Below are 24,546 nucleotides of genomic sequence, written 5' to 3'. Positions count from 1 at the left end.
GCCGACGCTGACCTGCCGCCAACAGCCCGCCTGAAAGGGGCCGCGTTGGCGCGCCGGGCCGTGGCCACCCGCGTTGCCAGACTTTTTGAACATTTGAGTGGCCGTCCACAACAATGTCAAAATCTACTCCTCAGTTTTTTGGAAACACCATGACTACACCCACTCCCGAATTCGCGAAGCAGATGGCCAACGCCATCCGTATGTTGGCAGTTGACGCCGTCGAAAAAGCCAAATCCGGCCACCCCGGTGCCCCCATGGGCATGGCTGACATTGCTGAAGTGTTGTGGAATCGCCACCTCAAACACAGCCCGGCCAACCCCCATTGGCCTGATCGCGACCGGTTTGTGTTGTCCAACGGCCATGGGTCGATGCTGATTTATGCCTTGTTGCACCTCACCGGCTACGACCTGCCGATGAGTGAGCTCAAAAACTTCCGCCAACTGCACAGCAAAACTGCGGGTCACCCCGAAGTCGGTGTGACCCCCGGTGTCGAAACCACCACCGGCCCGCTCGGCCAGGGCCTGTCCAACGCGGTGGGCATGGCGTTGACTGAAAAGCTGCTGGCTGCCGAGTTCAACAAAGACAGCCATGCCATCGTGGACCATTTCACCTATGTGTTCATGGGTGACGGTTGCCTGATGGAAGGCATCAGCCACGAAGTCTGTTCGCTGGCAGGCACGCTGCGTCTGTCCAAGCTGATTGGGTTTTATGACGACAACGGCATCTCGATCGACGGCCATGTGGAAGGCTGGTTCACCGACGACACCCCCAAACGCTTCGATGCCTACGGCTGGAACGTGATTGCCGGTGTGGACGGCCACAACCCGGCTGCGGTGGACGCCGCCGTCAAAGCCGCCAAGGCCCAGGCCGTGTTGGCCGATGGCAAACCGACCCTGATCTGCTGCAAGACCGTGATTGGCCTGGGTTCCCCCAACAAGGCTGGCACCCACGATGTGCACGGTGCCGCTCTGGGCGCCGCCGAAGTGGCCGCCACTCGCGAAGCACTGGGCTGGCCTTATGCACCGTTTGAAATCCCCGCCGACATTGCGACCGCCTGGAACGCCGTGGCGCGTGGTGTTGCCGCTGAACATGCCTGGGACGCCAAGTTTGCCGCCTACAGCGCCGCTTTCCCGGCAGAGGCCGCCGAGTTCAAACGCCGCATGGCCGGTGATTTGTCGACGGACTACGCCGACAAGTTGCCCGGTCTGTTGGAGGCCATTGCCGCCAACCCGGCTTCGATTGCCACCCGCAAATCCAGCCAAAACGCGCTCGACGCGATTGCACCGCTGTTGCCCGAATTTTTTGGCGGCAGTGCCGACCTGACCGGCTCCAACCTGACCAACTTCAAGGGTTGTGTCAAGGCCGGGCGCGACAAGTGGGGCAACCACATGAGCTACGGCGTGCGTGAGTTCGGCATGGCCGGGATCATGAATGGCATCTGCCTGCACGGCGGCTACATCCCCTACGGTGGCACTTTCCTGACCTTCAGCGACTACAGCCGCAACGCCATCCGTATGGCCGCGTTGATGAAGATCCGCGTCATCCATGTGTTCACCCACGACAGCATTGGCCTGGGTGAAGACGGCCCGACGCACCAGAGTGTTGAGCACATCCCCAGCATGCGCATCATCCCCGGTCTGGACGTGTGGCGCCCGGCCGATGGCCTGGAAACCGCCGTGGCCTGGGCTTGTGCGGTGGAGCGCAAGGACGGCCCCAGCGCCCTGTGCCTGTCGCGCCAGAATCTGCCGCGCCTGACCGATGTCAGCATGGTGGACAACATCCGCAAGGGTGGCTACATCCTGTCAGACATGGAAGGTGCGCAGGCGGTGATCGTCTCCACCGGCTCTGAGCTGGAGATCGCCATGAAGGCGCAGGCCGAGCTGGCCGCCCTGGGTATTGCCACCCGTGTGGTGTCCATGCCTTGCACCAACGTGTTTGACCGCCAAACCGATGCTTACCAAGAGATGGTGATCCCGTTCAACACCCCGTCGCTGGCGATTGAAGCGGCGCACCCGGACTTCTGGCGCAAATACGTCGGCCGCCACGGTGTGGTGATTGGCATGCCCACCTTTGGTGAGTCGGCCCCGGCGCCGCAGCTGTACCAGCACTTTGGCATCACCGTGGAGCGTGTCGTGACCACCGTGCGCACCATCGTGCACCGGGCCGCCAACAAACACGCCGAGGCTTTGCCCGACACGGTGGTTCCGTCCTACAACTGAAGGCTGGGCCATGGCTGGTTTTGATCTGGTCATGTTTGACCTGGATGGCACCTTGGTGGAGACCGCGCCCGAGATCCTGGACGCGGTCAACGACGCCTTGCGGCGTTTTGGTTTGCCCGAGGTCAGCCAGCAGCAGGTGGACGACTGGATCGGCCACGGCACGCTGGCGCTGCTGGTGAAAGCGCTGGCGCAGGTCACAGGTGTTGAGGCCGCCGTGGTGCGCAGCAGTGCGCTGCTGGCTCAGATCCTGCCGGTCTACAACCTGGCCTACAACGCGCGCTGCGGCACCCGCAGCCACCTGTACCCGAAGGTGCTGGAGACCCTGGTGGCCCTGCGTGAGCGGGGTGTCAAGCTGGCCGTGGTCACAAACAAGGAGGGGCGCTACACCCAGGTGGTGCTGGACGTGCATGGCCTGACCAGCCTGTTTGACCTGGTCATCAGCGGTGACACCTTCTCCACCAAAAAGCCCGACCCGGCCGGGGTGGCCCATGCCTTGGCCCAGTTTGGCGTGGCACCCGGGCGCGCCCTGTTTGTGGGCGACTCCAGCATCGACGCCGCCACCGCACGGGCCGCTGGTGTGCCGGTGTGGCTGTTGCCCTATGGTTACAACATGGGGCAAAACGTGCAAAGTTGTGCGCCAGACCGTGTGATTGCCGATATTTCTGTGCTATTGGATGCATAGCTGCTAGTCCTTTTGGATAAAGGGTTGTAGGCTAATTTGACCCTGCATCCAGAGGGTGTTGCCACGCCCCCCTGGATGGTAGGGGGGTGCATGTTATGGCCTTGTTATTTTGTTGGGCGAGTCGCGCGACAATCAGCAAGATGACGCGAGCACATCACGCCGTAGACAGGGCGTATGTCATCCCATTTTTTCAAGGAGCCTAGAGTATGAAAGTTGTACGTTTTGCCGATGTGATTTCCAGTGGCGCAGCCAAGGGTAAACGTGTGTTTATCCGTGCCGATTTGAACGTGCCGCAAGACGATGCCGGCAACATCACCGAAGACACCCGCATCCGCGCCAGCGTGCCGTGTATCCAGATGGCGCTTGACGCCGGTGCTGCCGTGATGGTCACCAGCCACCTGGGCCGCCCGACCGAAGGTGAATTCAAGCCCGAAGACTCCCTCGCACCTGTGGCCAAGCGCCTCGGTGAATTGATGGGCCGCGAGATTCCCGTGGTTGCCAACTGGGTTGATGGCGTGGACGTCAAACCCGGTCAACTGGTGATGCTGGAAAACTGCCGCGTCAACAAGGGTGAGAAGAAAAACAACGAAGAGCTGGCCAAAAAAATGGCCGCCCTGTGCGACGTGTTTGTGCATGACGCGTTTGGCACCGCGCACCGCGCCGAAGGCACCACCTACGGTATCGCCCAGTTTGCCCCGATCGCCTGCGCCGGCCCCTTGTTGTCGGCTGAAATCGACGCCATCAACCTGGCCTTGGCCAACCCGAAACGCCCACTGGTGGCGATTGTGGCGGGCTCCAAGGTGTCGACCAAACTCAGCATCTTGCAAGCGCTGGCCAAGAATGTGGACAACCTGATCGTCGGCGGTGGCATTGCCAACACCTTCATGCTGGCCGCTGGCATGAAGATCGGCAAGAGCCTGGCCGAACCCAGCCTGGTGGGTGAAGCCACCGCCGTGATCGCCGCCATGAAGGCGCGCGGTGCTGACGTGCCGATCCCGACCGACGTGGTCTGCGCCAAGAGTTTTGCCGCCGACGCCGTGGCCACCGTCAAGGCCGCTACCGATGTGGCCGACGACGACATGATCCTGGACATCGGCCCGGTCACCGCTGCCAAGCTGGCTGCGCAACTCAAGGCCGCTGGCACCATCGTCTGGAACGGCCCGGTGGGTGTGTTCGAGTTTCCCGCGTTTGAAAACGGCACCAAAACCATCGCCATGGCGATTGCGGAATCGTCGGCTTTCTCGCTGGCTGGTGGTGGCGACACCCTGGCGGCCATTGCCAAATACGGCATTGAAAAAGACATGGGCTACATCTCTACCGGCGGCGGCGCTTTCCTCGAAGTGCTGGAAGGCAAAACCCTGCCCGCGTTCGAGATCCTGCAAAAACGCGCTGAGGGTTAAGACCCCACACCCAGCCTGGCTGGGTGGCGTCAACCAAAAAGGGCCGGGAGGCCCTTTTTTAGTTTTAAGCATGAAAGTTGGCTCTAGCCCTTATGTCATAAGGGCAGGTAGCTCTCTTTTTGATACCTGTGGCAGGCCCATGCCGTTGGCAAGTGTCGGCCCCAAAAGCGGGCATGCCAAATGTATCGGACCAAAACCAGGTGGGTGGCCTCAACCACAAGCTGGGGCCTGCTCTGAGACGTGGCTGTGGGCTCGGCTGTCTCTATGGCGTCTGTCATTTGTCAATCTCGCTCAGTCGTTGCACCCCTACACTTCAACGCGTTTGAGGCCCTGTCGTTGGGGACTCTGGCCCCAGTACCCACACCAAAAGGCGGATAGCGGATCATGAACCTGAATGGCATTACTCTGAGCGAGTCCGATGGGCGGGTGTTTCTGCACCACGAGCCTGCAGCCGACCGCCCACCCGTGGATGCGGCCATGCTCCACAGCTTGTTGCAAGATGGCGGGTTTAGCCAATGCCAGCTCTACAAAGAAGTTATTGCATCCAGCGCCGCCGATTGCAACACCCTGAAAACACCGTTTGTGGTGCAGGTGGCCGAGCGGCGTGATGCCTGTCTGGAATTGGAGATTGCGCCCGACGAGATGGTGGTGCAGGTCAGCCTGAGCCCAGCCCAGGGTGGCAAACCCATCACCCTGGAAGACATTCAAGAGGCGCTGAAAGCGGCCGGTGTGGTGTTTGGCATCAACGAGGCGGCGCTGATCCACGCCTGTCGGGTGGGGCAGATTGCGCACTGGCCGGTGGCCAGTGGCGAGCCCGCCCAAGACGGCCAGGATGCCGCGTTTGATGCGCTGCTTGACCTGACGGCAGACCGCGCCCCCAAGCTCAACGACAGCGGGCTGATCGACTACCGCGAACACAGCGGCATTGTGGTGGTGCGCCCCGGTGAGGCGCTGATGCGGCGCACACCCGCCACCGACGGTGTGCCCGGCCACACCGTCAAGGGCCGGGAGTTGTCCCCGCGTCCGGGTCTGGATCTGTCGTTCTCTTCGCAGCTGGCGGGTGCCCAACCCGCCAGTGGCGACCCCAACCTGCTGGAAGCTGCTGTGGCAGGGCAGCCGGTGCTGGTGGAGCACGGTGTCATGGTTGAACCCGTGCTGCGTGTCGCTGAGGTCAACATGGCCAGCGGCAACATCCATTTTGAAGGCACGGTGCAGGTGGAAGGTGATGTCACCCACGGCATGACGGTGCAAGCCAGCGGCGACATTGTGGTCAATGGTGCGGTGGACGGCGCCCAGCTAGAGGCCGGGGGCGACATCCATGTGGCGGGCGGCATCATTGCCAAGTCACAGGTGCGGGCGCAGGGGGCGGTATCGGCACGGTTTGCCGAGGCCAGCAGCATCCACGCTGGCACCGTGATTTCGATCGACGACATGGCACTGGGCTGTGAGCTGGAGTCGCTCAACCAGATCGTCATTGGGGACAAACTGCCCCAGCGCGGCTGCCTGATGGGCGGCAGCGCCACCGCCATGATGCTGCTGCGGGTGCCCTTGCTGGGCTCCAACAAGGCCGGCATCACCGTGGTCAAACTCGGCGCCAATGCCAAATTACAAGCGCAGCTGCAGGCGCTGGACGAGCGCCTGCTCAAGGAAAAAGCCACCGAAGAAAACCTGCAAAAACTCGGCAAACATCTGGCCACCATCGGCGACCCCAAAGGCATGCTCGAACGCGTCAAGGCCACCTGGCGCCAGGCGGTGCAGGCCTGGTCCAAGTCGCTCAACGAGCGCCGAGAGTTGGAGGAGCAGACGGCGGTGATGCTCAAGGCCCGAGTGGAGGTTGTGCAGGGTGTTGACGGCGCGGTGGATCTGTCGATTGGCAGCAAACTGGCGCGCCTGCGCAAGGAATTCCCAGACGGCGCGTTCCTGATCGACCCGGCAGAGGGACTGTTGTTCACCGACGCAGCGGGGCGGGCACAGGTGCTGGTGCCGGTTTGAGGGTTGCGTGTTTTGACCGCTCAGCGCGGTTGCATGGGTGGCGTGGCGCGCGCTTGGGGGCAAGTAGTTTGGCTTATCGGGAGGGTGAGTGGCCTGTTAAGCTGCTTGCGTGGTTGTCTGCGGTCATTCATGGCGCTCCACAGCAGCCGCTCAAAATGCAGTTTTAACGGACAAGGTAAGCTGCCCGCAGTAGGCGGGTCGGCTTGACCGTATGGTAGGCATAAAACGGAACTTATGCTTATTCCAAATCTGCTTCAAGATTTTTAAATCCTAGTGGATTATCGTGCGAGGCAATTTCAATAATTGATGCAATAAGCCCATGTCGAAGAAAGATGTTCTTTGCTTTTCCACCAGAGTAGTCCTTAGCTAGGCATGAGAGAAACTGGCCGCTCATGTCTAAATCTCTACAAAAAATAGATTTCCATCCCTGCTCATTACGAGATCCTGGATGAATAAAACGATGAAGGTGAGACCACTGAGGATCCTCGACTTCATCTAATAGATATATCAGGTGATATGTTTTTGACATGTATGGCCTCAATATGGGGGGCAGAATCTTTCTCCCGAAAACGGTAGCTGTCGTCATAATATCTCCAAGCGACATACGCGCAAACCCGCTTGCAATAAGGCTTGCTGCCGATATGCAGTATGAGTGGATAGTAATAACAACCCCAGAAAAACCAGCATGCCGGTTTTCAAGTCCACCCGGCTGCTGGATCAGTTACGTGAGCAGATTCGATACTTGAACTATAGCGTCCGAACCGAAGAGGCTTACGTGTATTGGGTCAAAAACTTCAACCGGTTTCACGGTCTTAAGCACCCTCGCGATATGGGGTAAGTTGAAATTGAAGCGTTCTTGACGATCTGGCGACCCTGCTCAAGGTATCTGTTTCGACCCACCGGCGGTTCGGTCCAAACCTACCACTGGTGCTGTCATATTCCCCGCGTCCTGACCTTCTTAGCTGGACGACTGTGATGCCCAGATGGGTGAGGATGTTAAATTCGAGGCAGACGGTGACCGGGTGGCGCAACTTGTGCCAGGACAAAAGCTTGGCCGCCGAGTCAACTATTGACTGAGCCAAGGTGTGAATCAGACCTGCTGCAGAGCGGGTCTGGCTCAGCGTAGCCCATCGTCAATGTTTGGGATTTGACCTGATGCGGTTGAATTTCTCAGCGTTTTAACCCTTACTGGAAATTCCTTCATGCAACTTTACTTCTCGGCCGGACTGATTCTGGCCATTGTCTTATGGGGCATTGTTGCTCCCAACTCGCTTGGCGGTGTGTTTGACACGCTGCTGGCGGTGATCACACGTGACTTCGGCTGGCTCTACCTCTGGGTGGTGCTGGGCTTGGTGGTGCTGGCCATGGTGCTGGCCTTCAGTCGTTATGGTGACCTGAAGCTCGGTGCCGAAGATGACGAACCTGAGTTTTCCATCGGGTCCTGGTTTGCCATGCTGTTTGCCGCCGGCATGGGTATCGGCCTCGTGTTCTGGGGCGTGGCAGAGCCGATCTCTCACTACGGCGCACCGCCGCCTGGCATCGTGGCCAACACACCTGAGGCAGCCAACGCTGCCATGCGCTACAGCTTCTTTCATTGGGGTCTGCATCCCTGGGCGGTCTACAGTATCGTGGCGCTGGCCATCGCCTTCTTTCAGTTTCGAAAGGGTGGCTCTGCCCTGGTGAGCACGGCGATTGAATCTCTGCCCTGGGCACCCATGAGAAAGCTCGGGCCAGTGGTCAACGTGCTGGCCGTGATCGCCACGGCCTTCGGCGTGGCGGCATCCCTTGGCATGGGTGCGCTGCAGATCAACAGCGGTCTCAATACGCTGATGGGCCTGCCGGTGAGCAACACCTCGCAGGTGGCCATCATCCTGATCACCACCGTGTTGTTTCTCGCGTCGGCCATCACAGGTGTGACCAAGGGCATCAAGTGGCTCTCCAATATCAACCTCACGCTGGCCACGCTGCTCACACTGGGCGTGTTTCTGATGGGGCCGACGGTGGCCATCATCGACACCTTCACCAGCACGCTGGGCAGTTACGTGAGCGAGTTTGTGCGCATGAGCTTGCGCATGACACCGTTCCGCGATAGCGGCTGGATCAGTGGCTGGACGGTTTTTTACTGGGCCTGGTGGGTGAGCTGGTCACCTTTCGTTGGCCTGTTCATCGCGCGCGTCTCGCGTGGTCGCACCATCCGTGAATTCATCTTGGGCACGGTGCTTGCACCAACGCTGGCGGCCTTCATTTGGTTTTCTGTGTTTGGCGGCACAGCCCTCAACATGGAGATCATTCAGGGCCTGCCCATGGCCGAGGCGGTGGGTGCTGACGTGTCCACGGCCATGTTCGTTTTGTTCGATGCCTTGCCCATGAGCGGGCTGCTCTCAGGGTTGGCCACCGTGCTGGTCTTGTTGTTCTTCGTGACCTCAGGCGACTCCGCCACCCTGGTGTTGGGCATGATGAGCACGGGTGGCCATGCCAACCCGAGCGCACGCGTGAAAGTCATCTGGGGCCTGCTGGTCTCGGGCATTGCCATCAGTCTGCTGCTGGCTGGCGGGGTGAAGGCGGTGCAGACCGCCACCATTGTGTTTGCGTTGCCGTTCACGCTGGTGATCGTGCTCATGGCAGTGGCGCTGTGGCGCGGTGTGCGTGAAGATTGGGATGCTGAGCAAAAGCGCGATAAGGCACTTCGCCGGCGTATACGGGAGGTATTGAAATGACCCCTCGCTGCATCTTGCGCACTCCTGCTGGGGTGATTTTTGAGTGGTGCCCATGAGCTATGAACTCGCACTGGCTTTTGGCAAGAGTTTCTTGTTTGTGTTTGCCGCCATCCTACCCATCCTGAATCCGGCCGCCACGGCGCCAATTTTTCTGGGTCTGACCGAAGGTGCCTCGCCCAGCACACGGGCGTTGCTGGCGCGGCGCATCGCGCGCAACATGTTTGCGCTGATGGTGGGTTCGATGTTGGTGGGCTCTTATGTACTGGAGTTCTTCGGCATCTCGCTGCCCATCGTGCGCGTGGGTGGCGGGCTGATCGTGGCTGCTTCGGCATGGCGCCTGCTCAATGCCAACCATGTCAGCGACGACAGCCGCTCGGCTTTGGCTGAGTCGTACACGCCTGAGCAGGCACGGCGCCAGGCGTTTTACCCGCTCACCTTTCCTATCAGCTGCGGGCCGGGCTCAATCGCCGCAGCCATCACCGTGGGCGTGGCGCTCAACGACACACGCCTGTCGTTGTCCTTGGTGCGCATGGGCGGCGGTGTGCTGGCGTTGCTGACGATTGGTCTGCTGCTTTACCTGGCGTTCCGTTATGCCCAGCAGTTGCTCAAGCCGTTGGGCGAGGCTGGCAGCGTGATTTTCTTGCGCCTGTCTGCTTTCATCCTGCTGTGCCTGGGCGTGCAGATTGTGTGGGACGGGTTGAGCGAGTTGCTGCGCAGCCTGCTGTTGTAAGCACCGAATCCGGTCAACTCCGCAATCCAGGGGGCAATGCGATGGGGCTTGCTTCTACAAAGCCTGAGTCTTTGTCGACTCAGGCTTTTTGGCGGACTGGTTTGGAAGCGGAATTAATCTTGCACGGTACGAATGGTGTCGCGCCCGTTGCGGTCCTTGACACGACCCAGGTCGGTGTCCAGGGCGCGCGCCAGTTTTTCAACCGCAGAAATGAACGCGCTGGCCATCTTGTCCGCGTCAGCCGTGACGGTGACTGGCTGTCGACTGACCACGCGGGCCTCCAGTCGGCAGCGTTTGTCATCTGCACCGGACTTGGCACCGTCGAGATCGGTCAAAAAAACTTCCAGACGGGTGATGTTTTCTCTGAAGCGGGCCAAGCGTGCGCCAGCCTCGTCCTGAATCCATTGGGCCAAAGACTCACCACCTTGGATGTGGTCGTCCGTGTTGACTTGTACTTGCATGGTTTGTTTCCTGGGTTGTGTCCGACCTATTGGTCGGCACTTTGGGTGAATGGCGAGATGTCACTCTAACTTAGCCCGCCCCGTTGGGCGCAGCCAGTAGACCTGTTCACACACCCGACACAAGGCATCAAGGCCCTTGAGCAAGCCTGATGCTGGCCGTACCCAGTCACACTGACACACCACGAGATCGCAGGCCGTGTTGCCTGGCAGGTTGGCGTTGGTCTGACGTTGGCGCAGCTGTGCGAGACCAGCCCCGTTCGAGGCTCAGAACGACTCCCAATCTCCCTCCCCGCTGCCGCTGGATGGTTTTGCTGCGGGTTTGGGTGTTGGTGCAGGCAAGGGAGCCGGTTTGCCCTGTGTGCGTGCCGCGGCACCTTGGGGAACACCTCCGGCGCGTTTTTCCGGGCCTTTGAAGGAGCTGGTTTTGGGGGGATGGGCGCGCACGGCCGCAGGGGCGGGGGCGCCCAGGCGCAGTCCATCTTGGGGGGTGAGTTTGAACACCGCCACGGTTTCGACCAGCTCCTGCGCCTGAGACTGCAGGCTGCTGGCGGCAGCTGCCATTTCTTCCACCAAGGCGGCGTTTTGCTGGGTGGCTTGGTCCATTTGTGTGACGGCTTCACCCACCTGGCTCACACCCTGGCTCTGTTCGGTGCTGGCGGCACTGATTTCACCCATCAGGTCGGTCACCCGCTTGATCGAGTTCACCACTTCGGTCATGGTGGTGCCCGCCTGGTCGACCAGGGCTGAGCCTTGTTCCACCCGCTCAACGCTGGCGCTGATCAAGCTCTTGATTTCTTTGGCGGCTTCGGCGCTGCGCCCGGCCAGGCTGCGCACTTCACTGGCCACCACCGCAAAACCTCGACCTTGTTCACCGGCACGGGCCGCTTCCACGGCGGCGTTGAGCGCCAGGATGTTGGTCTGGAAGGCAATGCCGTCAATCACGCTGATGATGTCGCTGATCTTGCGGCTCGATTCATTGATGCCCTTCATGGTTTCCACCACCTGGGCCACCACCTCGCCACCTTGCACCGCCACGGTGCTGGCGCTCATTGCCAACTGGTTGGCCTGGCGTGCGCTGTCGGCGTTTTGTTTGACGGTGGAGCTCAACTCTTCCATGGAGGCGGCGGTTTCTTCCAGAGCGCTGGCTTGAGACTCGGTGCGTGCCGACAGGTCATGGTTACCCGATGAAATTTCGGCCGAGGCGGTGGACACCCGTTCCGCACCCTGGCGCACCGAGGACACCACCCGTGTCAGGGAGGTTTGCATCTGCGACAAGGACTGCAACAAGGGGCTGAATTCATCACGCGCCGGGTCGTCCACCGTCACGGTGAAGTCACCCTGGCTCACTCGGTCGGCCACAAGTTGGGACAAACTCACCCGACTGCGCAAAGTGCGGGCGATGTACCAGGAAAAAACCAGCAGACCCACGGCAATGGCGGCCACCAGAACCGCCATGTAGATACGGATGTTGCTGGTGGCTGTGCCAATGGTGTCCACTTCCTTGGCCAACTCCTTGCCCTGTGCGCGGCGTGATTCACCCAGCCAGTCCTGCATCTTGGCGTAGGCTGGAATGGTTTTGTCGAGCAACATGGCTTGTGCTTCTTCGGCCTTGCCGTCTTTGAGCAACTGCATGTTGGCCTCAGCCACCGGCCAGGTCACCGCCTGCAATTGCAGCCAGTCGCGTTGGAAGGCGTCCTTGCCCTCTTGGGTGGTGATTTCTTTCAGATAGTCGGCATCGTTCTTGGAGATTTGGGCCCGCTTGGCCTGGATGTCCTGGATCGCCAGGTCGGTGTCTTGGGGGGTTTTCATCAACAGCGCGTGGCGCATGGAGGACATCACCTGCGTCACCCTCAGCTCTGTGCTGGCAATCAGTTCCAGCTGCAACACCTTCACGCCGCCAGCATTTTTGGCCATGTCGTGCACATTGGCCAGTTGAACCCAGGTGCTGACGGCCAGCGCCGTCAGTGCAGTGATGAGTGCGAGCGACACCAGGTAAAGGCGGCCGCTGATGCTGAAGCTGCGAAGTAAGTTCATGCGAAATTCCTGCTGTGGTGGTATTTGCTAGCTGATTGCTGAGATTTTCAATCTAATTTAATCAAATTTGGTATTTAATTAATGAATTTTCTTGATCTTTATTTTTGAAGTTTTGTTGCAAAAAGGTCATTTCAATACCCTCTCAAGTGACCACTGCATTGATGGGATGCCATGTTGGCGGTACCGCCCGGCATCGTATCTTGTGCTTTGGGAGACGCACCCGACAGGGTCTTTCACTGCGGGAGGATCTGCTGGCTCGTGCTCCTTGGAGGAAGCTGCGTTTGTGGTGCTGGGGCTGAGCCGAAGTTGGGCGCTGCCGATGGGTGTGTTTTGCTCTGCAAATGAGAGTGAAAACCCCAATAGATAAAAGGGCCAGAGGCCTTTTTTATTAGATGGTCCCGCCAGCAGGAATCGAACCTGCATCTAGCACTTAGGAGGCACTCGTTCTATCCATTGAACTATGGCGAGGGACGGGGGATTGTAAAGGCCGCTGGTGGGGCAATTGGCGGGCGCTGGCTCAGTCGTAACTGCGCGTCCAGATCAGGTCAACCGCACTTTGCTCCCCGGTCTGGGCACGCAGCGTCAGGTAGCGGCTCAGGTCGTAGAAGATGTAGAACACCCCCATGGCGCCACCCAGACTGCTCTCGTAGGCCACATAAAAGTCCTGCGACAGGCGTTTGCCCAGGGTGATTGACGCGGCACTGGCCGTGTTGCTGCTGTCGCTGCCTTCGCTGGCGCCGCGAAAACTCAGCTCATCCAGGCCCAGCGCCTGGGTCAGTTGGTCAGAAATGCCTTTGCCGTTGCCACCCAGCAGCGCCATCGCGGCCTGTTGCATCAACGCGGCCTCGGCGCCACCGGCGCTGCCGGAGCGGCCCAGCACCAGCCAGGTCAGGGTTTCCACATCGGACAGGCTGGGGTCGGAATACAGCGACACCACCGGCGACAGTGCGGTGCCACTGATCTGCACGCCCACACGCTGGCTGAGTTTGGGGCGGATCGCCAGGATGGCGAGCGCCGGGTTGTCGATCGGGCCATAAAAGTGGATCAGGCCGCGCTCGATCTGCAGGCGCTGGCCATAGGCCTGGTAGGTGCCGTTCACCGTGCGGATCTGCCCGGTGAGCCCTGGGGTGGCCGAACCAACCGCGGTGAGCACCAGTTTGCCCGCCAGGCGTGCCTGCAGCCCACGCCCGCGCAGCTGGAAGTCCGGCCCCAGGTCGAGGTTGACCAACACATCGGGTGTGATCTGCAGCCCGGCTGGGCTGCTGCTGGCGGGGGCCGTCGGGGTGCTGCCGGGTGTGGGCGGGCGGCGCACCTTCACATCCTCGTCCAGCGTGGGGGTACTGTCGTCGGGCAGGGTGATCAGCGCGCTGTCGGCGCTCAGACTGCCACGCAGGGAGAGCTTGGCGTCTTTGAGTTCGGCCTGCAGCTGGCCCGAGGCCACCAGCCGCCGGTCCGGGCGGCTGCTCAGGCGCAGCGCGTTGAGCTGGCCCTGCAGCGCCATCTGGACGCGCTGGCGAATATTGGCCTGGCCCGCCTCAGGCAACCAGATCACCGAGCCGGTGACGCTCAATTGCCCACCCGCTGCCGCGTTCTGCGGTGTGCCCGCACCCCGCAGGGTGAAGTTCTGGATATCCAGCTGCTGGCCGTGTAGACGTGCGTCGAGGGTGCCCTGGCTGAAGTCGATGCCGTCCACCGCCGAGCGCACGGCCAGGTCACGCGCACGCAGGCTGCCTTCCCACTGCGGTTTGGCTCGGGTGCCGTTCAGATTGATGTTGCTGTCCACCGTGCCACGCAAGCGCCAGCCCGGCGGCGCCAGGGCCGACCAGGCGTCCACCGGTGGCAGCTGCAGCTGCACACTGCCACCCAGCGGCGCGTCCAGTGGCCAACTCAGGCCGCTGCTGTCCGTTTTGAGCCGGGTGCTGAAGGCGGCCAGGGCCTTGCCCGCACGCTGGCTGTCCCAGCGCAAGGAGCCTGACAGTGCTTCACCATCCAGATTGACCTGAAGCCAGGCTTCCTGCATGCCCGCAGGCAACGGCGTCGAGCGCCCGGCATCGGCCTGCAGGCGCACATCCCCCGCGCTGCGCTCCAGCGTGGCACGCAGGTGCAGGCTATCTGTTTGTGCGGCGTCCCAGCTGCCTGAGAGCAGCAGGTCGCTGCTGATGCCCAGCTCGGCCATCGGCTGGGCCGTGAAGGCGTCCAGCCAGGCCAGTGGCAGGCCGTCGATGCGACCCTGGCTGCGCCACTGCGCCAGGCGTTTACCGCCTTTGCCCGGGTTCACAGGTTGGGACCATTGGAGCGGCTGCCAGCTGATGCCACCTGTGCCGGGCACGGGCCCGAGCAGGCGCACTGTGCCCGCTGACACCGTGAGGGTGTTGGTGTTGGCGCCGGGTACCCAGCGTAGCGTGACCGCTTGTGCGGGACTGCGGCTGCTGGCCGCGCCGTTGCCAGTCCCCAGCTGCAAGCGCCAGGGTTGGGATTGCCCGGACTGCTGCAGGCTCAGCGCCAGCTGTTGCAGGCTGGCCTGCCAGCTGGCGTCTTTGGCGCGTCCGCCGCTGGCTTGTAGCTGCCAGTGGGCCTGTTGGGTGCCTCGTGTGAGCTGGCCCTGGCTGCTGAGTTGTAAATTGCTGACCGGGCCGGACAGGTCCAGCTGGCCGTCGCGCAGCTGCAATGGCAGCCCGGCGGTGGCCGCAGGGGGGATCCAGTCGAGTTCGGGCGCACGCAGGCTGGTAGTGATCACCATCGCTTGGGCACCTTGCTGCCAGCCGCCTTGCCAGCGGGTGGACAGCGCTCCGGTGCCACGCAGCTGGTTGCCGTTCAGCAGTGTCCTGATTTGCGGGACATGCGCCAGCCACTGGCTGGCCTGGGCAGCGTCCTGCACCTGAATTGATAGTGTTCCAAGCCCGTCTGATGAGGACACATGGCCATTTACCTCTGCTTTTAAGCCCGGCAGCTGCAGGCTCAGCTGGCCCTGGCTGGCCAGGGTGCTGGTGTTGAGCTTGAGCTGGCCCTGCAACTTGGCCGCCTGGGCGTCGAGCTGCAGGCTGCTCAGGTTCAGCAGCGGCGCCGCCCAGCTGCCCTGGGCCGTGAGCTGGCGCAACTGCAAGCTGCTCAGCAGGTCGGTGTTGGTTTTGGCAGCGGTGGCGGTGCGCCGGGCGCTGGATTGCAAGGCCAGCTCAAACACAAACGGTGTGTCTGGGGTTGGGCTACCCGCGCTGCCCGATGCTGCACCACTGGCTGCGGTGGAGGGTAGCGGCACAGGTGATGGGTTGGCGGCGGTCTGGTGGACGCTCACCGTGCCGCTGATCAAATCCGGCGCCAGGCGGGTGTCGATGGCCGCCGGGTTGATGCCTTGCACCTGGACCTGGCCACGCCACAGGCCGGTGCTGTCACCCACCTTGGCATCAATGTCACCCTGGCCCTGGATGTGACCACCTGCGCCCTGCGCCAGCAAGGACTGCAGCAGCCAATGGCCACCGCTGTAGGCCAGCTCGGCCTGGAGCGCTTGCAGCGGCAGGCGTTGCTGGTCCCATGGGCCGCTGAGGCTGTTTTTCAGTGTCACACCGGCCAGCCAGCCAGAACCCTGGGGCTGCACCTGGGCCTGACCGCTGAGGCCGGTTTGGGGGGCTTGTGGCCACAGGCTGGCCAGGTTCAAAGCCTGCCACTGGCCTTGTGCCCGGACGATGGCTTGCGCCTGCCAGGGTGCAATCTGTGCCGACAGGCTGGCTTGCATCTCGGGTGTTTTGGTCGTTTTGCCGGGGAGCGGGGAACTGCTGGCGGGTTTTAGGTCGGCTTGTAATGTCAGCTCGGCCTGCGCCCCGGCCAAGTTGCCTGCCAAGGTGGCCTGGGCCCGCAGTGGCAGCGGCTCGGCCCGGCCCGGCACGGTCGCTGCCACCGTGGCCCCGGCCTGCACGTCCAGTGCCATCGGGCCGCTGGCTTGTAACTGGCCTGAAAACTGGACATTGTTCGATAAAAATTGCCCCTGGCCCTTGTCCAGTCTGTGTAGTTTGTTATCAAAAACATAGTGTGCTGCGAGTTTGTCCACCCGCTGGGTGCTGACACCCACCCACTCCAGCACATCCACCCGCAGCTGGGCATCCACCTGGAACGGCAGGCCCAGATCGGTCGGTGGGGTGCTGGGCGCGGCGGGTGTGGGTGCGCGCTGGTCCTGAATGCTCAGGTGCCCGATGCGCAACTGGCTCAGGCGCAACTCACGCTGCAGCAGTGCAATCGGCTCCCAGGCCAGGTCCACATCCTGCGCCACCACACTCAGATCACCCTGTTGCCAGCGCAACCAGCCTATGTGCCCGCCAAAACGCACCGACCCACGCACGTCCCGGGTCTCCAGCGTTTGCCCGGCGGGCAACAGCCGCTGCACCTGCTGCAGCGTCGCTGCCAGTGAGGCATCTGACCCCGACCAGAACCATAACCCGGCCAGCAGACCCAGCGTGGCCAACAACAGGCCAGCCAGTGTCCACACACTGCGGCGCAACGCGCGCTTCAAAACACAAACCCCACGTTGAGGTGCAGCCGCCATTTTTGCAGCGCCACACCGTAAGCCAGATCAATCTGCAGCGGGCCCACCGGTGTTTTCCAGCGCACACCACCCCCCACACCGACCTGGGCATCCAGGCGGGCCGCTTTGTTGGCCACCGAACCGGCGTCGACAAACAACGCGCCCTCCCAGTCGGTCAAACGCCCGTTGTGGGTGATGGGCCGCTGCCACTCCACCGTGCCGGTGGCCAGGTAGCGCCCGGCATTCACCGTGCCATCGGCCTCGGTGATGCCAATGCTGCGCAGCGCGTAACCGCGCACACTGCTGGCGCCTCCAGCCAGGAACAACAGGGTCGAGGGCAGGCTGGTGCCGTCCTTGACCACCACCGCACCGAGCTGGGCGCGCAGCGCAAGCCGCCCGGCACGCAGGTCGGTGAGGCCGCTGTCGTCGGCGCGTGCCAGCGGCAGATAGGCCTGCCAGCGCGCCAACACCCTGCCAAAAGGAATGTGTTCGTTGCCCAGGGTGGTGCCACCACCCACCTCCAGCCCCAGCGCCCAGCCGCTGGTCGGGAACGGCAGGGCATCGAATTCACGCAGGGTGAAGGCGTAGTTGGCACTGATCGACTCGGCCTGACTCGATGGGGTGTTGTCCGTGCTGATGCTGTCGGCGCGGTTGTATTCGAGGTAGTAGCTGCGGTCGATGCGCTCCTGCTCTTTGCTGGAACCGCCGCGCCAGCGCTGGCTGCTTACCTCGGTGCTGCCGCTGAGCTCGTTCTGCAGCAGCACCGAGGTGTTCCAGCGCCAACCCGCTTCGTCGGGCGGGGCGGTCAGCTCGGTGCTGATGGACTGGGTGTCCTGATCAAGCGAGAGTTTGCTGAGTGCGCGCCAGCCCAGGCCGGGCACCATCTGGTGCAGGTGTTCGGCGCTGATGCGTGCGCCGCTGTCGCTGCTGGCACCGACACCGACCGTGATTTTTTGCATCCGCGCTTCGCGCAACGTCACCAGCACGGGGGCGGCTTGTGGGTCGGCTCCGCTGGTGTCCAGCCGAATAAAAGCGGTGTTGAAGTAACCACTGCGGGTCAGGCGCTGCTGGGCTGCCACGAGCTCTTTGAGGTCGTAATCGCTGCCCTCGGGCAGACGCGCCAGGCGGCGCACCAGATCGGCCTCATAACGCTCCAGCCCGGTGCTCACCATCGCGCCCAGGCGAAAAGCGGGGCCGGAGTCGAGTGTGAGTGTCAATGTGGCGCTGTGTGTTTCGGGGTCCACATCGGCCTCAGACACACTGACGGTGCCGGTCGGGTAACGCTGGCTGGTGAGCTGGCTCAGCGCCTGCTGTTTGGCCGCACTCCAGGCGGCCTGTGTGAATCGGTTGCCTGCGGGCAGCAGCCAAGTGCCGGTGATCAGCGCCCGCTGCGCGGCGTCTTGCGGGTCGGTGGTGATGGGCCCGGCAAACTGCACCCGAACCTGGCTGACCTGCACCGGCTCACCGGGCACCACCACCATCTGCACTTCACGGGTGGCGCTGGTTTGTGCCTCAGCGCTTCGGCTGACGGTGATCAGCGGCGAGAAGTAACCCTGGGTGGCCAGCAGCTTTTGTGCGTCGATCCGGGCCATGTCGAGCAGGCGGTCCAGCTCGTCGTTGCTGAGGTCGCTCAGGCTGCGGTAGCGTTGTAACTCCAGATGCCGCTCCAGCAGGGTTTTGATGTCATCCGGGGCGCTGATGACCAGTGTGAAGGCGGGTGTTGCACTGCTGTCGTCCATGGCAGCCGGGCTGCTGGCCGCGCTGTCAGGTGGGGTGACCACGGCCAGGGCCGGTGTGGCTGCGTCCATCCCATCAGGCTCGGGCAGGGTTTGTGCGGCCACCAGCAGCGGGGCCAGCCACAGCGCTGTCACATACCAGAGGGCTCTCATTGGCTGAGCAATCGCATGGCCTCTTCCAGACCTTTGAGGGTCATCGGGAACATGCGACCACCCATCAGTTGCTGCACGATGCTGATGCTTTGACGGTACTGCCAGACACCTTGCGGCTCGGGGTTGATCCAGGCGAACTGCGGGTAGGCGTGGGTCAGCCGACCCAACCACTCGGCGCCAGCCTCTTCGTTGCCGTATTCGACGCTGCCGCCGGGCTGCAAAATCTCATACGGGCTCATGGTGGCGTCACCGATGAAGATCAATTTGTAGTCCTTGTTGTACTTGCGCACGATGTCCCAGGTCGGGAACTTCTCGGCAAAACGGCGGCGGTTGTTTTTCCAGACAAAGTCGTAGACGCAGTTGTGGAAGTAATAAAACTCCAGGTGTTTGAATTCGGTCTTGGCGGCGCTGAAAAGCTCCTCGACCCGCGCGATGTGCTCGTCCATGGTGCCGCCCACGTCCATCAGCAGCAGCACCTTGACGTTGTTGTGGCGCTCCGGGCGCATCTTGATGTCGAGGTAACCCGCGTTGGCGGCGGTGCTGCGGATGGTGTCGTCCAGATCCAGCTCTTCCGCATGGCCCTCACGCGCAAACTTGCGCAGGCGGCGTAACGCGACCTTGATGTTGCGGGTGCCGAGCTCCTGGGTATCGTCGTAGTCACGGTAGGCGCGCTGCTCCCACACCTTGACCGCACTTTTGTTCTGACCCGGCCCGCCAATACGAATGCCCTTGGGGTTGTAACCACCGTGTCCAAACGGGCTGGTGCCACCGGTGCCAATCCACTTGCTGCCCCCTTCGTGACGCTCTTTTTGTTCTTCGAGGCGCTTTTTGAGCGTCTCCATCAGCTCGTCCCAGCCCATGGCCTCGATGGCAGCTTTTTGCTCGGGCGTCAGGTTGAGCTCCAGCGTTTTTTTGAGCCAGTCCAGCGGGATGTCTTGGGTGATGTCGGTGATCAGCTCGACGCCGTGGAAGTAGGCCGCAAACGCCTTGTCGAACTTGTCGTAGTGTTTTTCGTCCTTGACCAGGGTGGCGCGGCTCAAGAAATAGAAATCCTCGATCTTGTAGCCTTGCGGTGCGTCACCAGTCTCTCCATCCTCAGTCTGCGGCGTCTTGGGCCCGACCACCCCGAGTTTGAGCGCCTCCAGCAGGGTCAGGAATTCCTTGACCGAGACCGGCAACTTGGCGGCGCGCAGGGTGTAGAAGAAGTCGATCAGCATGGTGGTGAGAGATATCTGGGGGCTGTCAGGCCCTGGGTTTTCCCAGCAAATACAGCAAGTGCGTCTTGACCTCTGGCCACTCGCCGCTGCGCAGGCTGTACATCACGGTGTCGCGGATGCTGCCGTCGCGGCGCAGGGCGTGGCCACGGATCACACCATCTTTTTTGGCGCCCAGGCGCTCGATCGCAGCTTGGCTGGCAAAGTTGAAGTTGTCGGTGCGCCAGCCCACCACATGGCAGCCCAGCACCTCGAAGGCGTGGGTCAACAGCAGCAGTTTGGCGGTGGTGTTGACGTGGGTGCGCTGCACACTTTTGGCGTACCAGGTCCAACCAATTTCTACGCGTTTCACGGCGGGCAGGATGTCGTGGTAGCTGCTTGTACCCAGCACTTTGCCGGTGGCGGTGTCGGTGACGCAGAAGGCAAAGCGGTTGCCAGTTTCACGCATGGCCAACGCGTCTTCGATGTATTTGCGGGTGTTCTCGGGTTCGGGCACCGAGGTGACGCGGATGTTCCAGAGTTCACCATCGGCGGCGGCGGCACGCAGGCCGTCTTCGTGCTCCAGACTCAGGGGCAGCAGGGTGATGCCGCGCGCACTCAGGGAAACGGGTTCAACAAATGCCATTCAACTCTCCAAATAAGACAGGTATTCACAAAAACAAAGTCCGCCTGACCAGAATCTCCGCGCGGGAGTCAGTGGGGGTAGCCCCCGATTTCTGGTACCCCAGTATGAGGGGGATGCCCCCACTGGCTCTCGCGCAGCGAAAACCTCTCATGCCTGAGTCCAGGATGTCAAACCTGACTCTTCGTCAACACAGGCATGTTTCAAATCACCTCACCGATTGCGCTGCTGCATAAACACCAGCTTCTCAAACAGCGTCACATCCTGCTCATTCTTCAACAATGCACCCACCAGCGGCGGCACCGCGACCTTGTCGCCTTCGGTGTGCAGCACAGACGCCGGAATGTCCTGCGCCATCAGCAGTTTGAGCCAGTCCAGCAGTTCGCTGGTGGAGGGTTTCTTCTTCAGGCCAGGCAGGTTGCGGATGTCAAAAAAGGTCTTCATCGCGGCCTGCAACAACTCGGTTTTGAGGCCGGGAAAGTGCACGTCCACAATCTGTTGCATCGTGGCCGCATCAGGGAACTTGATGTAGTGGAAGAAACAGCGGCGCAGGAACGCATCGGGCAACTCTTTTTCGTTGTTGGAGGTGATGAACACCAGCGGCCGGTGTTTGGCGCGGATCAACTCGCGGGTCTCGTAGCAGTAGAACTCCATGCGGTCGATCTCGCGTAACAAATCGTTCGGGAATTCGATGTCGGCCTTGTCGATCTCGTCGATCAGCAGCGCCACTGGCTGGTCTGCGGTGAAGGCCTGCCACAACACCCCTTTGACGATGTAGTTGTGGATGTTTTTGACGCGTTCGCCGCCTTCCACATCGGCGAGCTGGCTGTCACGCAGACGGCTCACCGCATCGTACTCGTACAAGCCTTGTTGCGCCTTGGTGGTGCTTTTGATGTGCCACTGCAGCAGCGGCAGGTTCAGCGCGCTCGCCACCTCCTCGGCCAGCATGGTTTTACCGGTGCCGGGTTCACCCTTGACCAGCAGCGGGCGCTGCAGGGTGATGGCGGCATTCACCGACAGCATCAGGTCGGCCGTGGCGACGTAATTGGGGGTGCCTTGAAATTTCATGGTGGTGTGGTCTGTGAACAGAGGTGTTGAAGCTTAGCGTGGGTTTTAGTCTTGCGTGGCGCGCCGCTGCACATTGGCAATGTAGGCATTGCCGTCGGGCGGGCGCCCGGCGCGCTGGCTCTCCCACAACATCTGGCCCAGGCACTCCATCACCTCGTGGTGGGCGTCGTGTAAGGAGTCGCGCTTGTGGGTGAGCAACTCCACCGCCTGGCGGATGCCCCGTGGCTGGTCGATGCTGCACTGCTCGGTGATTGACAAGTGCATGGACAGGTGCAAAAACGGGTTGCTTTTGCCGTCCTCTGGCTGCGCCATGCTGGCCAATGCGGCGGCCTCGTCGGCCAGCTCGGCGTGGTATTCGGGGTGTTCGTTGATCCATAACGATGCTATGGTCTCAATAGCTTCCAGCGCTTGCCCTGTATGGGCTTTGGCGTAAACAGAGCAAAAAAAACGGCGGACATCGGCTTGTGAGGGATTAAACATAAACAGCTTGGAAAAATAGGAAAAAACGTCCAGGTCAACCCAGCCAGACCGGAAGGCGCCACTGGCGCCACAGGGACAGGCCGCGCAGGCCAGCGGTGACCAGCAGGCAGGTGAGCAAGGCCAGCCAGCCTGGCGCCCCCAGTTCCCACACGCCCAGGTAGGCCCAGCCACCGACAAAAGCACACACCGCATAAGGCTGGTGGTCGCGAAAGGTCGTCGGGATTTCGTTGCACACAATGTCGCGCAGCACCCCACCAAACACGCCGGTGATCACCCCCATCAGCACCACCACCAGGGCGGGCATATGGGCACCCAGCGCCTGGTCCACACCGGTGGCGGCGAACAGGCCCAGGCCCAGCGCATCGGGGATGGCGATGGTTTTCTGGGTGACTTCCAGGTGTTGGCTGCGCATAAAAAGCATAGACAACAAACAGATCAGCATCACCCCCCACAGCATTTCGACGTGCCGTACCCAGAAAAACGGGCGCTGGTCGAGCAACAGATCGCGCAGTGTGCCGCCACCAAACGCGGCCAGAAAACCGACCACAAAGATGCCCACAGCGTCGAGTTTTTTGCGGGCGCCTTCCAAAACCCCGGACAATGCGAACGCGGCGGTTCCCGCCAGTTCGACCAGCAGTCGGAGTGTTTCGCCCCATTGTTGAATGTGTTGCATGCCTGAATTGTCGCGTTATGCCTTTGTTAGATGTTTTTCCCCTGATCACTGAACCCTATTTCTACCTGGTGGCCGTCCCGGCGGTGTTGCTGATGGGCCTGAGCAAAAGCGGTTTTGGCGCCGGTTTTGGTTCGCTGGCGGTGCCGATGATGGCACTGGCAGTCACGGTGCCACAGGCCGCAGCCATTTTGATGCCAGTGCTGCTGGTGATGGACATCCTGGGCATGGCGGCTTTTCGCAAAGACTTTGACCTGAAGCTGCTGCGTTTTCTGCTGCCCTGGGGGCTGGTCGGCATTGTGGTGGGCACGCTGCTGTTCAAGTTACTCAACGCCCATGTGGTGGCAGGCCTGGTGGGCGCTTTCACGCTGCTGTTTCTGGCGCAACGCCTGCTGTTTCCCCCCAAGCCCAACAGCCCGCCGCCGCCCAAATGGCTGGGTGCGATATTGACGACCGCCTCGGGGTTCACCAGTTTCATCGCGCATGCGGGCGGGCCACCGATCAACGCCTATGTGATTCCGATGCGGCTCTCGCCCGTGCGTTTTACCGCGACCATGGCGTTTTTCTTTTTTGTGATCAACTTGTCCAAATGGATTCCGTACGCCTGGCTGGGCCTGCTGGACTGGCGCAACATGGCGACCTCGCTGGTGCTGTTGCCGATTGCGCCGATTGGGGTCTGGGTGGGTGTCTGGCTGGCGCGGCGCATCAGCCAGCGCCTGTTTTACGGCTGTCTGTACGCGGGCATGCTGCTGACCGGGCTTAAGTTGCTGTGGGATGCGTTTGCTTGAGGTGTTTGGGAAAGCGTTTTGCAGCAGCCATATATGCTGCTTAAAAGATAGCTATCAGCCCTTTATAAATAAGGGCTAGAGGCCAATTTCTTGTATAAGACCGCTCAGTGGCCTTCGGCCAGCAAATCGTCTGAGCCTGGCTGGGCAGGCACCGCAAACTGCTCGCTGGCCCAGGCGCCCAGGTCAATCTGTTTGCAGCGTTCACTGCAAAACGGCCGGAACCGGTTGCTTGCGGCATACAGGCTGGGGCCACCACATTGCGGGCAGTCGACCCATTTTTCCGGGATCTCAGGGGGGGTGCTGGCGGCGCTCATGAACACAGCGCCAGTTCAAACGACACTTCCTCGTTGACCAGATGCGGGCGCTGGTCGTCACCGAGCTGCATCAGCCGCACCGACACCATCAGGCGGTTGCCGCTGATCTCTGGTGTCAGGTCTTGTGTTGCATCCAGCGCCAAGCGCAGCAGCAGGAAGGTGCGGCCCTGCGGCAGGTTTTGCTGGAACTGGCCACCGTTGGCCATGACTTTTTGCGGGGTACCCGAGTCGCGCAGCAGCTTGAGCAGCAGCTGCACCGCGTTGGACAAAGCGGTGAGTGTGCCAATCCACTGCAGCAGGTCGGCCTGGCGGATGGCACCACTCTTGTGCTGCCAGGCGTAATACGAGGGCAAATCAAACTCACAGGTGCCACCGGGAATGCTGATGCGGCTGCGGATGCTCATCAGCCAGTCGTTTTCGGTGAGTGGCTGGCCGGACTTGCCTTGCTGGTTGTTCAGCGCGGCGTAACACAACTCGATGTCGGCAATGACCTTGTCCAGCACCGACTCGGCAATGGCCGGGTTGCCCCGGTAGGCCTCGAGCAGGTGTTTTTGTTTGTCCAGGTCCTTGAGCAAATCGGTCTTGAGGTCGGCGCGGGCCGCCACGTCCATGATCTCGAACAGGGTGACCAGCGCAAAGTGGTGGTCCAGCGCGTCCACCCGTGTCACCAGCTGTTGCAGGCGCAAGAAGAGGTGTTCCAGCCGCAGATAGGTGCGGATGCGTTCGTGCAGGGGGTATTCGTAAAGGATCACG

At 61.5% G+C, this 24,546-nt stretch carries 19 protein-coding genes, 1 tRNA gene and 1 pseudogene; 8 read left to right on the top strand and 13 right to left on the bottom strand.

Going from position 1 to position 24,546, the window contains the following annotated elements:
* Positions 1–149 precede the first annotated feature (149 nt).
* The 4 genes from tkt (at position 150) to FDG13_RS04000 (ending at position 6,293) form a co-directional block, all read left to right on the top strand.
* The gene (gene tkt, locus FDG13_RS04015; RefSeq protein WP_180125522.1) at positions 150–2,219 is read left to right on the top strand and encodes a transketolase; all 2,070 of its coding nucleotides are present in this window, start codon (positions 150–152) and stop codon (positions 2,217–2,219) included.
* A gap of 10 nt (positions 2,220–2,229) precedes the next feature.
* Positions 2,230–2,901 (top strand): HAD-IA family hydrolase, encoded by a 672-nt coding sequence (locus tag FDG13_RS04010; RefSeq protein WP_180125521.1) that lies wholly within the window; start codon positions 2,230–2,232, stop codon positions 2,899–2,901.
* Positions 2,902–3,107: 206 nt separating this feature from the next.
* Positions 3,108–4,301 (top strand): phosphoglycerate kinase, encoded by a 1,194-nt coding sequence (locus FDG13_RS04005; RefSeq protein WP_180125520.1) that lies wholly within the window; start codon positions 3,108–3,110, stop codon positions 4,299–4,301.
* A gap of 384 nt (positions 4,302–4,685) precedes the next feature.
* Positions 4,686–6,293, top strand: coding sequence for a DUF342 domain-containing protein (locus tag FDG13_RS04000; protein WP_180125519.1), 1,608 nt, complete (start codon positions 4,686–4,688; stop codon positions 6,291–6,293).
* Positions 6,294–6,531: 238 nt separating this feature from the next.
* Here the strand turns inward: FDG13_RS04000 and FDG13_RS03995 are convergent, their stop codons facing one another.
* Positions 6,532–6,879 carry a hypothetical protein gene (locus tag FDG13_RS03995; protein ID WP_180125518.1) on the bottom strand — a complete coding sequence of 116 codons (348 nt, stop codon included), beginning with the start codon at positions 6,877–6,879 and terminating at the stop codon, positions 6,532–6,534.
* Positions 6,880–6,978: 99 nt separating this feature from the next.
* Here FDG13_RS03995 and FDG13_RS20850 point away from each other — a divergent pair.
* The 3 genes and pseudogenes from FDG13_RS20850 to FDG13_RS03980 all read left to right on the top strand — a co-directional run.
* Positions 6,979–7,199, top strand: a pseudogene (locus FDG13_RS20850) (phage integrase N-terminal SAM-like domain-containing protein); the annotation flags it as partial.
* Positions 7,200–7,495: 296 nt separating this feature from the next.
* Positions 7,496–9,010 (top strand): BCCT family transporter, encoded by a 1,515-nt coding sequence (locus FDG13_RS03985; RefSeq protein WP_180125517.1) that lies wholly within the window; start codon positions 7,496–7,498, stop codon positions 9,008–9,010.
* 52 nt (positions 9,011–9,062) lie between these two features.
* The gene (locus tag FDG13_RS03980; protein ID WP_078366501.1) at positions 9,063–9,740 is read left to right on the top strand and encodes a MarC family protein; all 678 of its coding nucleotides are present in this window, start codon (positions 9,063–9,065) and stop codon (positions 9,738–9,740) included.
* Positions 9,741–9,853: 113 nt separating this feature from the next.
* On the opposite strand, the gene FDG13_RS03975 is transcribed toward FDG13_RS03980, so the two are convergent.
* From FDG13_RS03975 to FDG13_RS03930, 10 genes are all read right to left on the bottom strand, one after another.
* A complete protein-coding gene (locus FDG13_RS03975; RefSeq protein ID WP_078366500.1) occupies positions 9,854–10,201 on the bottom strand; it encodes an HPF/RaiA family ribosome-associated protein in 348 nt (115 codons plus the stop codon).
* Positions 10,202–10,465: 264 nt separating this feature from the next.
* Positions 10,466–12,235: a methyl-accepting chemotaxis protein gene (locus FDG13_RS03970; protein ID WP_180125516.1), complete on the bottom strand. Its 1,770-nt coding sequence runs from the start codon at positions 12,233–12,235 to the stop codon at positions 10,466–10,468.
* Positions 12,236–12,628: 393 nt separating this feature from the next.
* A tRNA-Arg gene (locus FDG13_RS03965) sits at positions 12,629–12,703 on the bottom strand.
* A 49-nt stretch (positions 12,704–12,752) separates the two neighbouring features.
* Positions 12,753–16,736 carry a translocation/assembly module TamB domain-containing protein gene (locus tag FDG13_RS03960; RefSeq protein WP_180125515.1) on the bottom strand — a complete coding sequence of 1,328 codons (3,984 nt, stop codon included), beginning with the start codon at positions 16,734–16,736 and terminating at the stop codon, positions 12,753–12,755.
* Complete coding sequence (locus tag FDG13_RS03955; RefSeq protein WP_180125514.1) at positions 16,733–18,637, bottom strand: autotransporter assembly complex family protein; 1,905 nt, start codon at positions 18,635–18,637, stop codon at positions 16,733–16,735. Before FDG13_RS03955 ends, FDG13_RS03960 begins: the two co-directional genes overlap by 4 nt.
* The gene (locus tag FDG13_RS03950) at positions 18,634–19,854 is read right to left on the bottom strand and encodes a VWA domain-containing protein (protein WP_180125513.1); all 1,221 of its coding nucleotides are present in this window, start codon (positions 19,852–19,854) and stop codon (positions 18,634–18,636) included. The genes FDG13_RS03955 and FDG13_RS03950 overlap by 4 nt, the downstream gene beginning before the upstream one ends.
* A 25-nt stretch (positions 19,855–19,879) precedes the next feature.
* The gene (locus tag FDG13_RS03945) at positions 19,880–20,476 is read right to left on the bottom strand and encodes a GNAT family N-acetyltransferase (RefSeq protein WP_180125512.1); all 597 of its coding nucleotides are present in this window, start codon (positions 20,474–20,476) and stop codon (positions 19,880–19,882) included.
* A gap of 210 nt (positions 20,477–20,686) precedes the next feature.
* Entirely contained in the window at positions 20,687–21,541 is an 855-nt protein-coding gene (locus FDG13_RS03940; protein ID WP_180125511.1) for a MoxR family ATPase, read from the bottom strand.
* 45 nt (positions 21,542–21,586) lie between these two features.
* The gene (locus FDG13_RS03935; RefSeq protein WP_180125510.1) at positions 21,587–22,021 is read right to left on the bottom strand and encodes a DUF1841 family protein; all 435 of its coding nucleotides are present in this window, start codon (positions 22,019–22,021) and stop codon (positions 21,587–21,589) included.
* Between the two features lie 34 nt (positions 22,022–22,055).
* Positions 22,056–22,694 carry a trimeric intracellular cation channel family protein gene (locus FDG13_RS03930; protein WP_180125509.1) on the bottom strand — a complete coding sequence of 213 codons (639 nt, stop codon included), beginning with the start codon at positions 22,692–22,694 and terminating at the stop codon, positions 22,056–22,058.
* Between the two features lie 17 nt (positions 22,695–22,711).
* Here FDG13_RS03930 and FDG13_RS03925 point away from each other — a divergent pair, with 17 nt between their 5' ends.
* Positions 22,712–23,479: a sulfite exporter TauE/SafE family protein gene (locus tag FDG13_RS03925; protein WP_180125508.1), complete on the top strand. Its 768-nt coding sequence runs from the start codon at positions 22,712–22,714 to the stop codon at positions 23,477–23,479.
* A gap of 104 nt (positions 23,480–23,583) precedes the next feature.
* Here FDG13_RS03925 and FDG13_RS03920 read toward each other — a convergent pair whose 3' ends face one another.
* Together FDG13_RS03920 and zapD are read right to left on the bottom strand one after the other, a co-directional pair.
* On the bottom strand, positions 23,584–23,793 hold the full coding sequence (locus FDG13_RS03920) for a DNA gyrase inhibitor YacG (protein WP_180125507.1): 210 nt from the start codon (positions 23,791–23,793) through the stop codon (positions 23,584–23,586).
* A complete protein-coding gene (gene zapD / locus FDG13_RS03915; protein WP_180125506.1) occupies positions 23,790–24,545 on the bottom strand; it encodes a cell division protein ZapD in 756 nt (251 codons plus the stop codon). Before zapD ends, FDG13_RS03920 begins: the two co-directional genes overlap by 4 nt.
* Position 24,546: the final 1 nt, after the last annotated feature.

The sequence above is a fragment of the Rhodoferax sp. BLA1 genome (assembly GCF_013416775.1).
GTDB lineage: Bacteria > Pseudomonadota > Gammaproteobacteria > Burkholderiales > Burkholderiaceae_C > Rhodoferax.
The sequence above is the reverse complement of the archived record's forward strand: the minus strand, read 5'-3'. Positions and strand labels throughout refer to the sequence as shown.

Coding starts and splice junctions, on each gene's coding strand:
- tkt (WP_180125522.1), top strand. CDS start 150: ATGACTACACCCACTCCCGAATTCGCGAAGCAGATGGCCAACGCCATC.
- FDG13_RS04010 (WP_180125521.1), top strand. CDS start 2,230: ATGGCTGGTTTTGATCTGGTCATGTTTGACCTGGATGGCACCTTGGTG.
- FDG13_RS04005 (WP_180125520.1), top strand. CDS start 3,108: ATGAAAGTTGTACGTTTTGCCGATGTGATTTCCAGTGGCGCAGCCAAG.
- FDG13_RS04000 (WP_180125519.1), top strand. CDS start 4,686: ATGAACCTGAATGGCATTACTCTGAGCGAGTCCGATGGGCGGGTGTTT.
- FDG13_RS03995 (WP_180125518.1), bottom strand. CDS start 6,879: ATGACGACAGCTACCGTTTTCGGGAGAAAGATTCTGCCCCCCATATTG.
- FDG13_RS03985 (WP_180125517.1), top strand. CDS start 7,496: ATGCAACTTTACTTCTCGGCCGGACTGATTCTGGCCATTGTCTTATGG.
- FDG13_RS03980 (WP_078366501.1), top strand. CDS start 9,063: ATGAGCTATGAACTCGCACTGGCTTTTGGCAAGAGTTTCTTGTTTGTG.
- FDG13_RS03975 (WP_078366500.1), bottom strand. CDS start 10,201: ATGCAAGTACAAGTCAACACGGACGACCACATCCAAGGTGGTGAGTCT.
- FDG13_RS03970 (WP_180125516.1), bottom strand. CDS start 12,235: ATGAACTTACTTCGCAGCTTCAGCATCAGCGGCCGCCTTTACCTGGTG.
- FDG13_RS03955 (WP_180125514.1), bottom strand. CDS start 18,637: ATGAGAGCCCTCTGGTATGTGACAGCGCTGTGGCTGGCCCCGCTGCTG.
- FDG13_RS03950 (WP_180125513.1), bottom strand. CDS start 19,854: ATGCTGATCGACTTCTTCTACACCCTGCGCGCCGCCAAGTTGCCGGTC.
- FDG13_RS03945 (WP_180125512.1), bottom strand. CDS start 20,476: ATGGCATTTGTTGAACCCGTTTCCCTGAGTGCGCGCGGCATCACCCTG.
- FDG13_RS03940 (WP_180125511.1), bottom strand. CDS start 21,541: ATGAAATTTCAAGGCACCCCCAATTACGTCGCCACGGCCGACCTGATG.
- FDG13_RS03935 (WP_180125510.1), bottom strand. CDS start 22,021: ATGTTTAATCCCTCACAAGCCGATGTCCGCCGTTTTTTTTGCTCTGTT.
- FDG13_RS03930 (WP_180125509.1), bottom strand. CDS start 22,694: ATGCAACACATTCAACAATGGGGCGAAACACTCCGACTGCTGGTCGAA.
- FDG13_RS03925 (WP_180125508.1), top strand. CDS start 22,712: ATGCCTTTGTTAGATGTTTTTCCCCTGATCACTGAACCCTATTTCTAC.
- FDG13_RS03920 (WP_180125507.1), bottom strand. CDS start 23,793: ATGAGCGCCGCCAGCACCCCCCCTGAGATCCCGGAAAAATGGGTCGAC.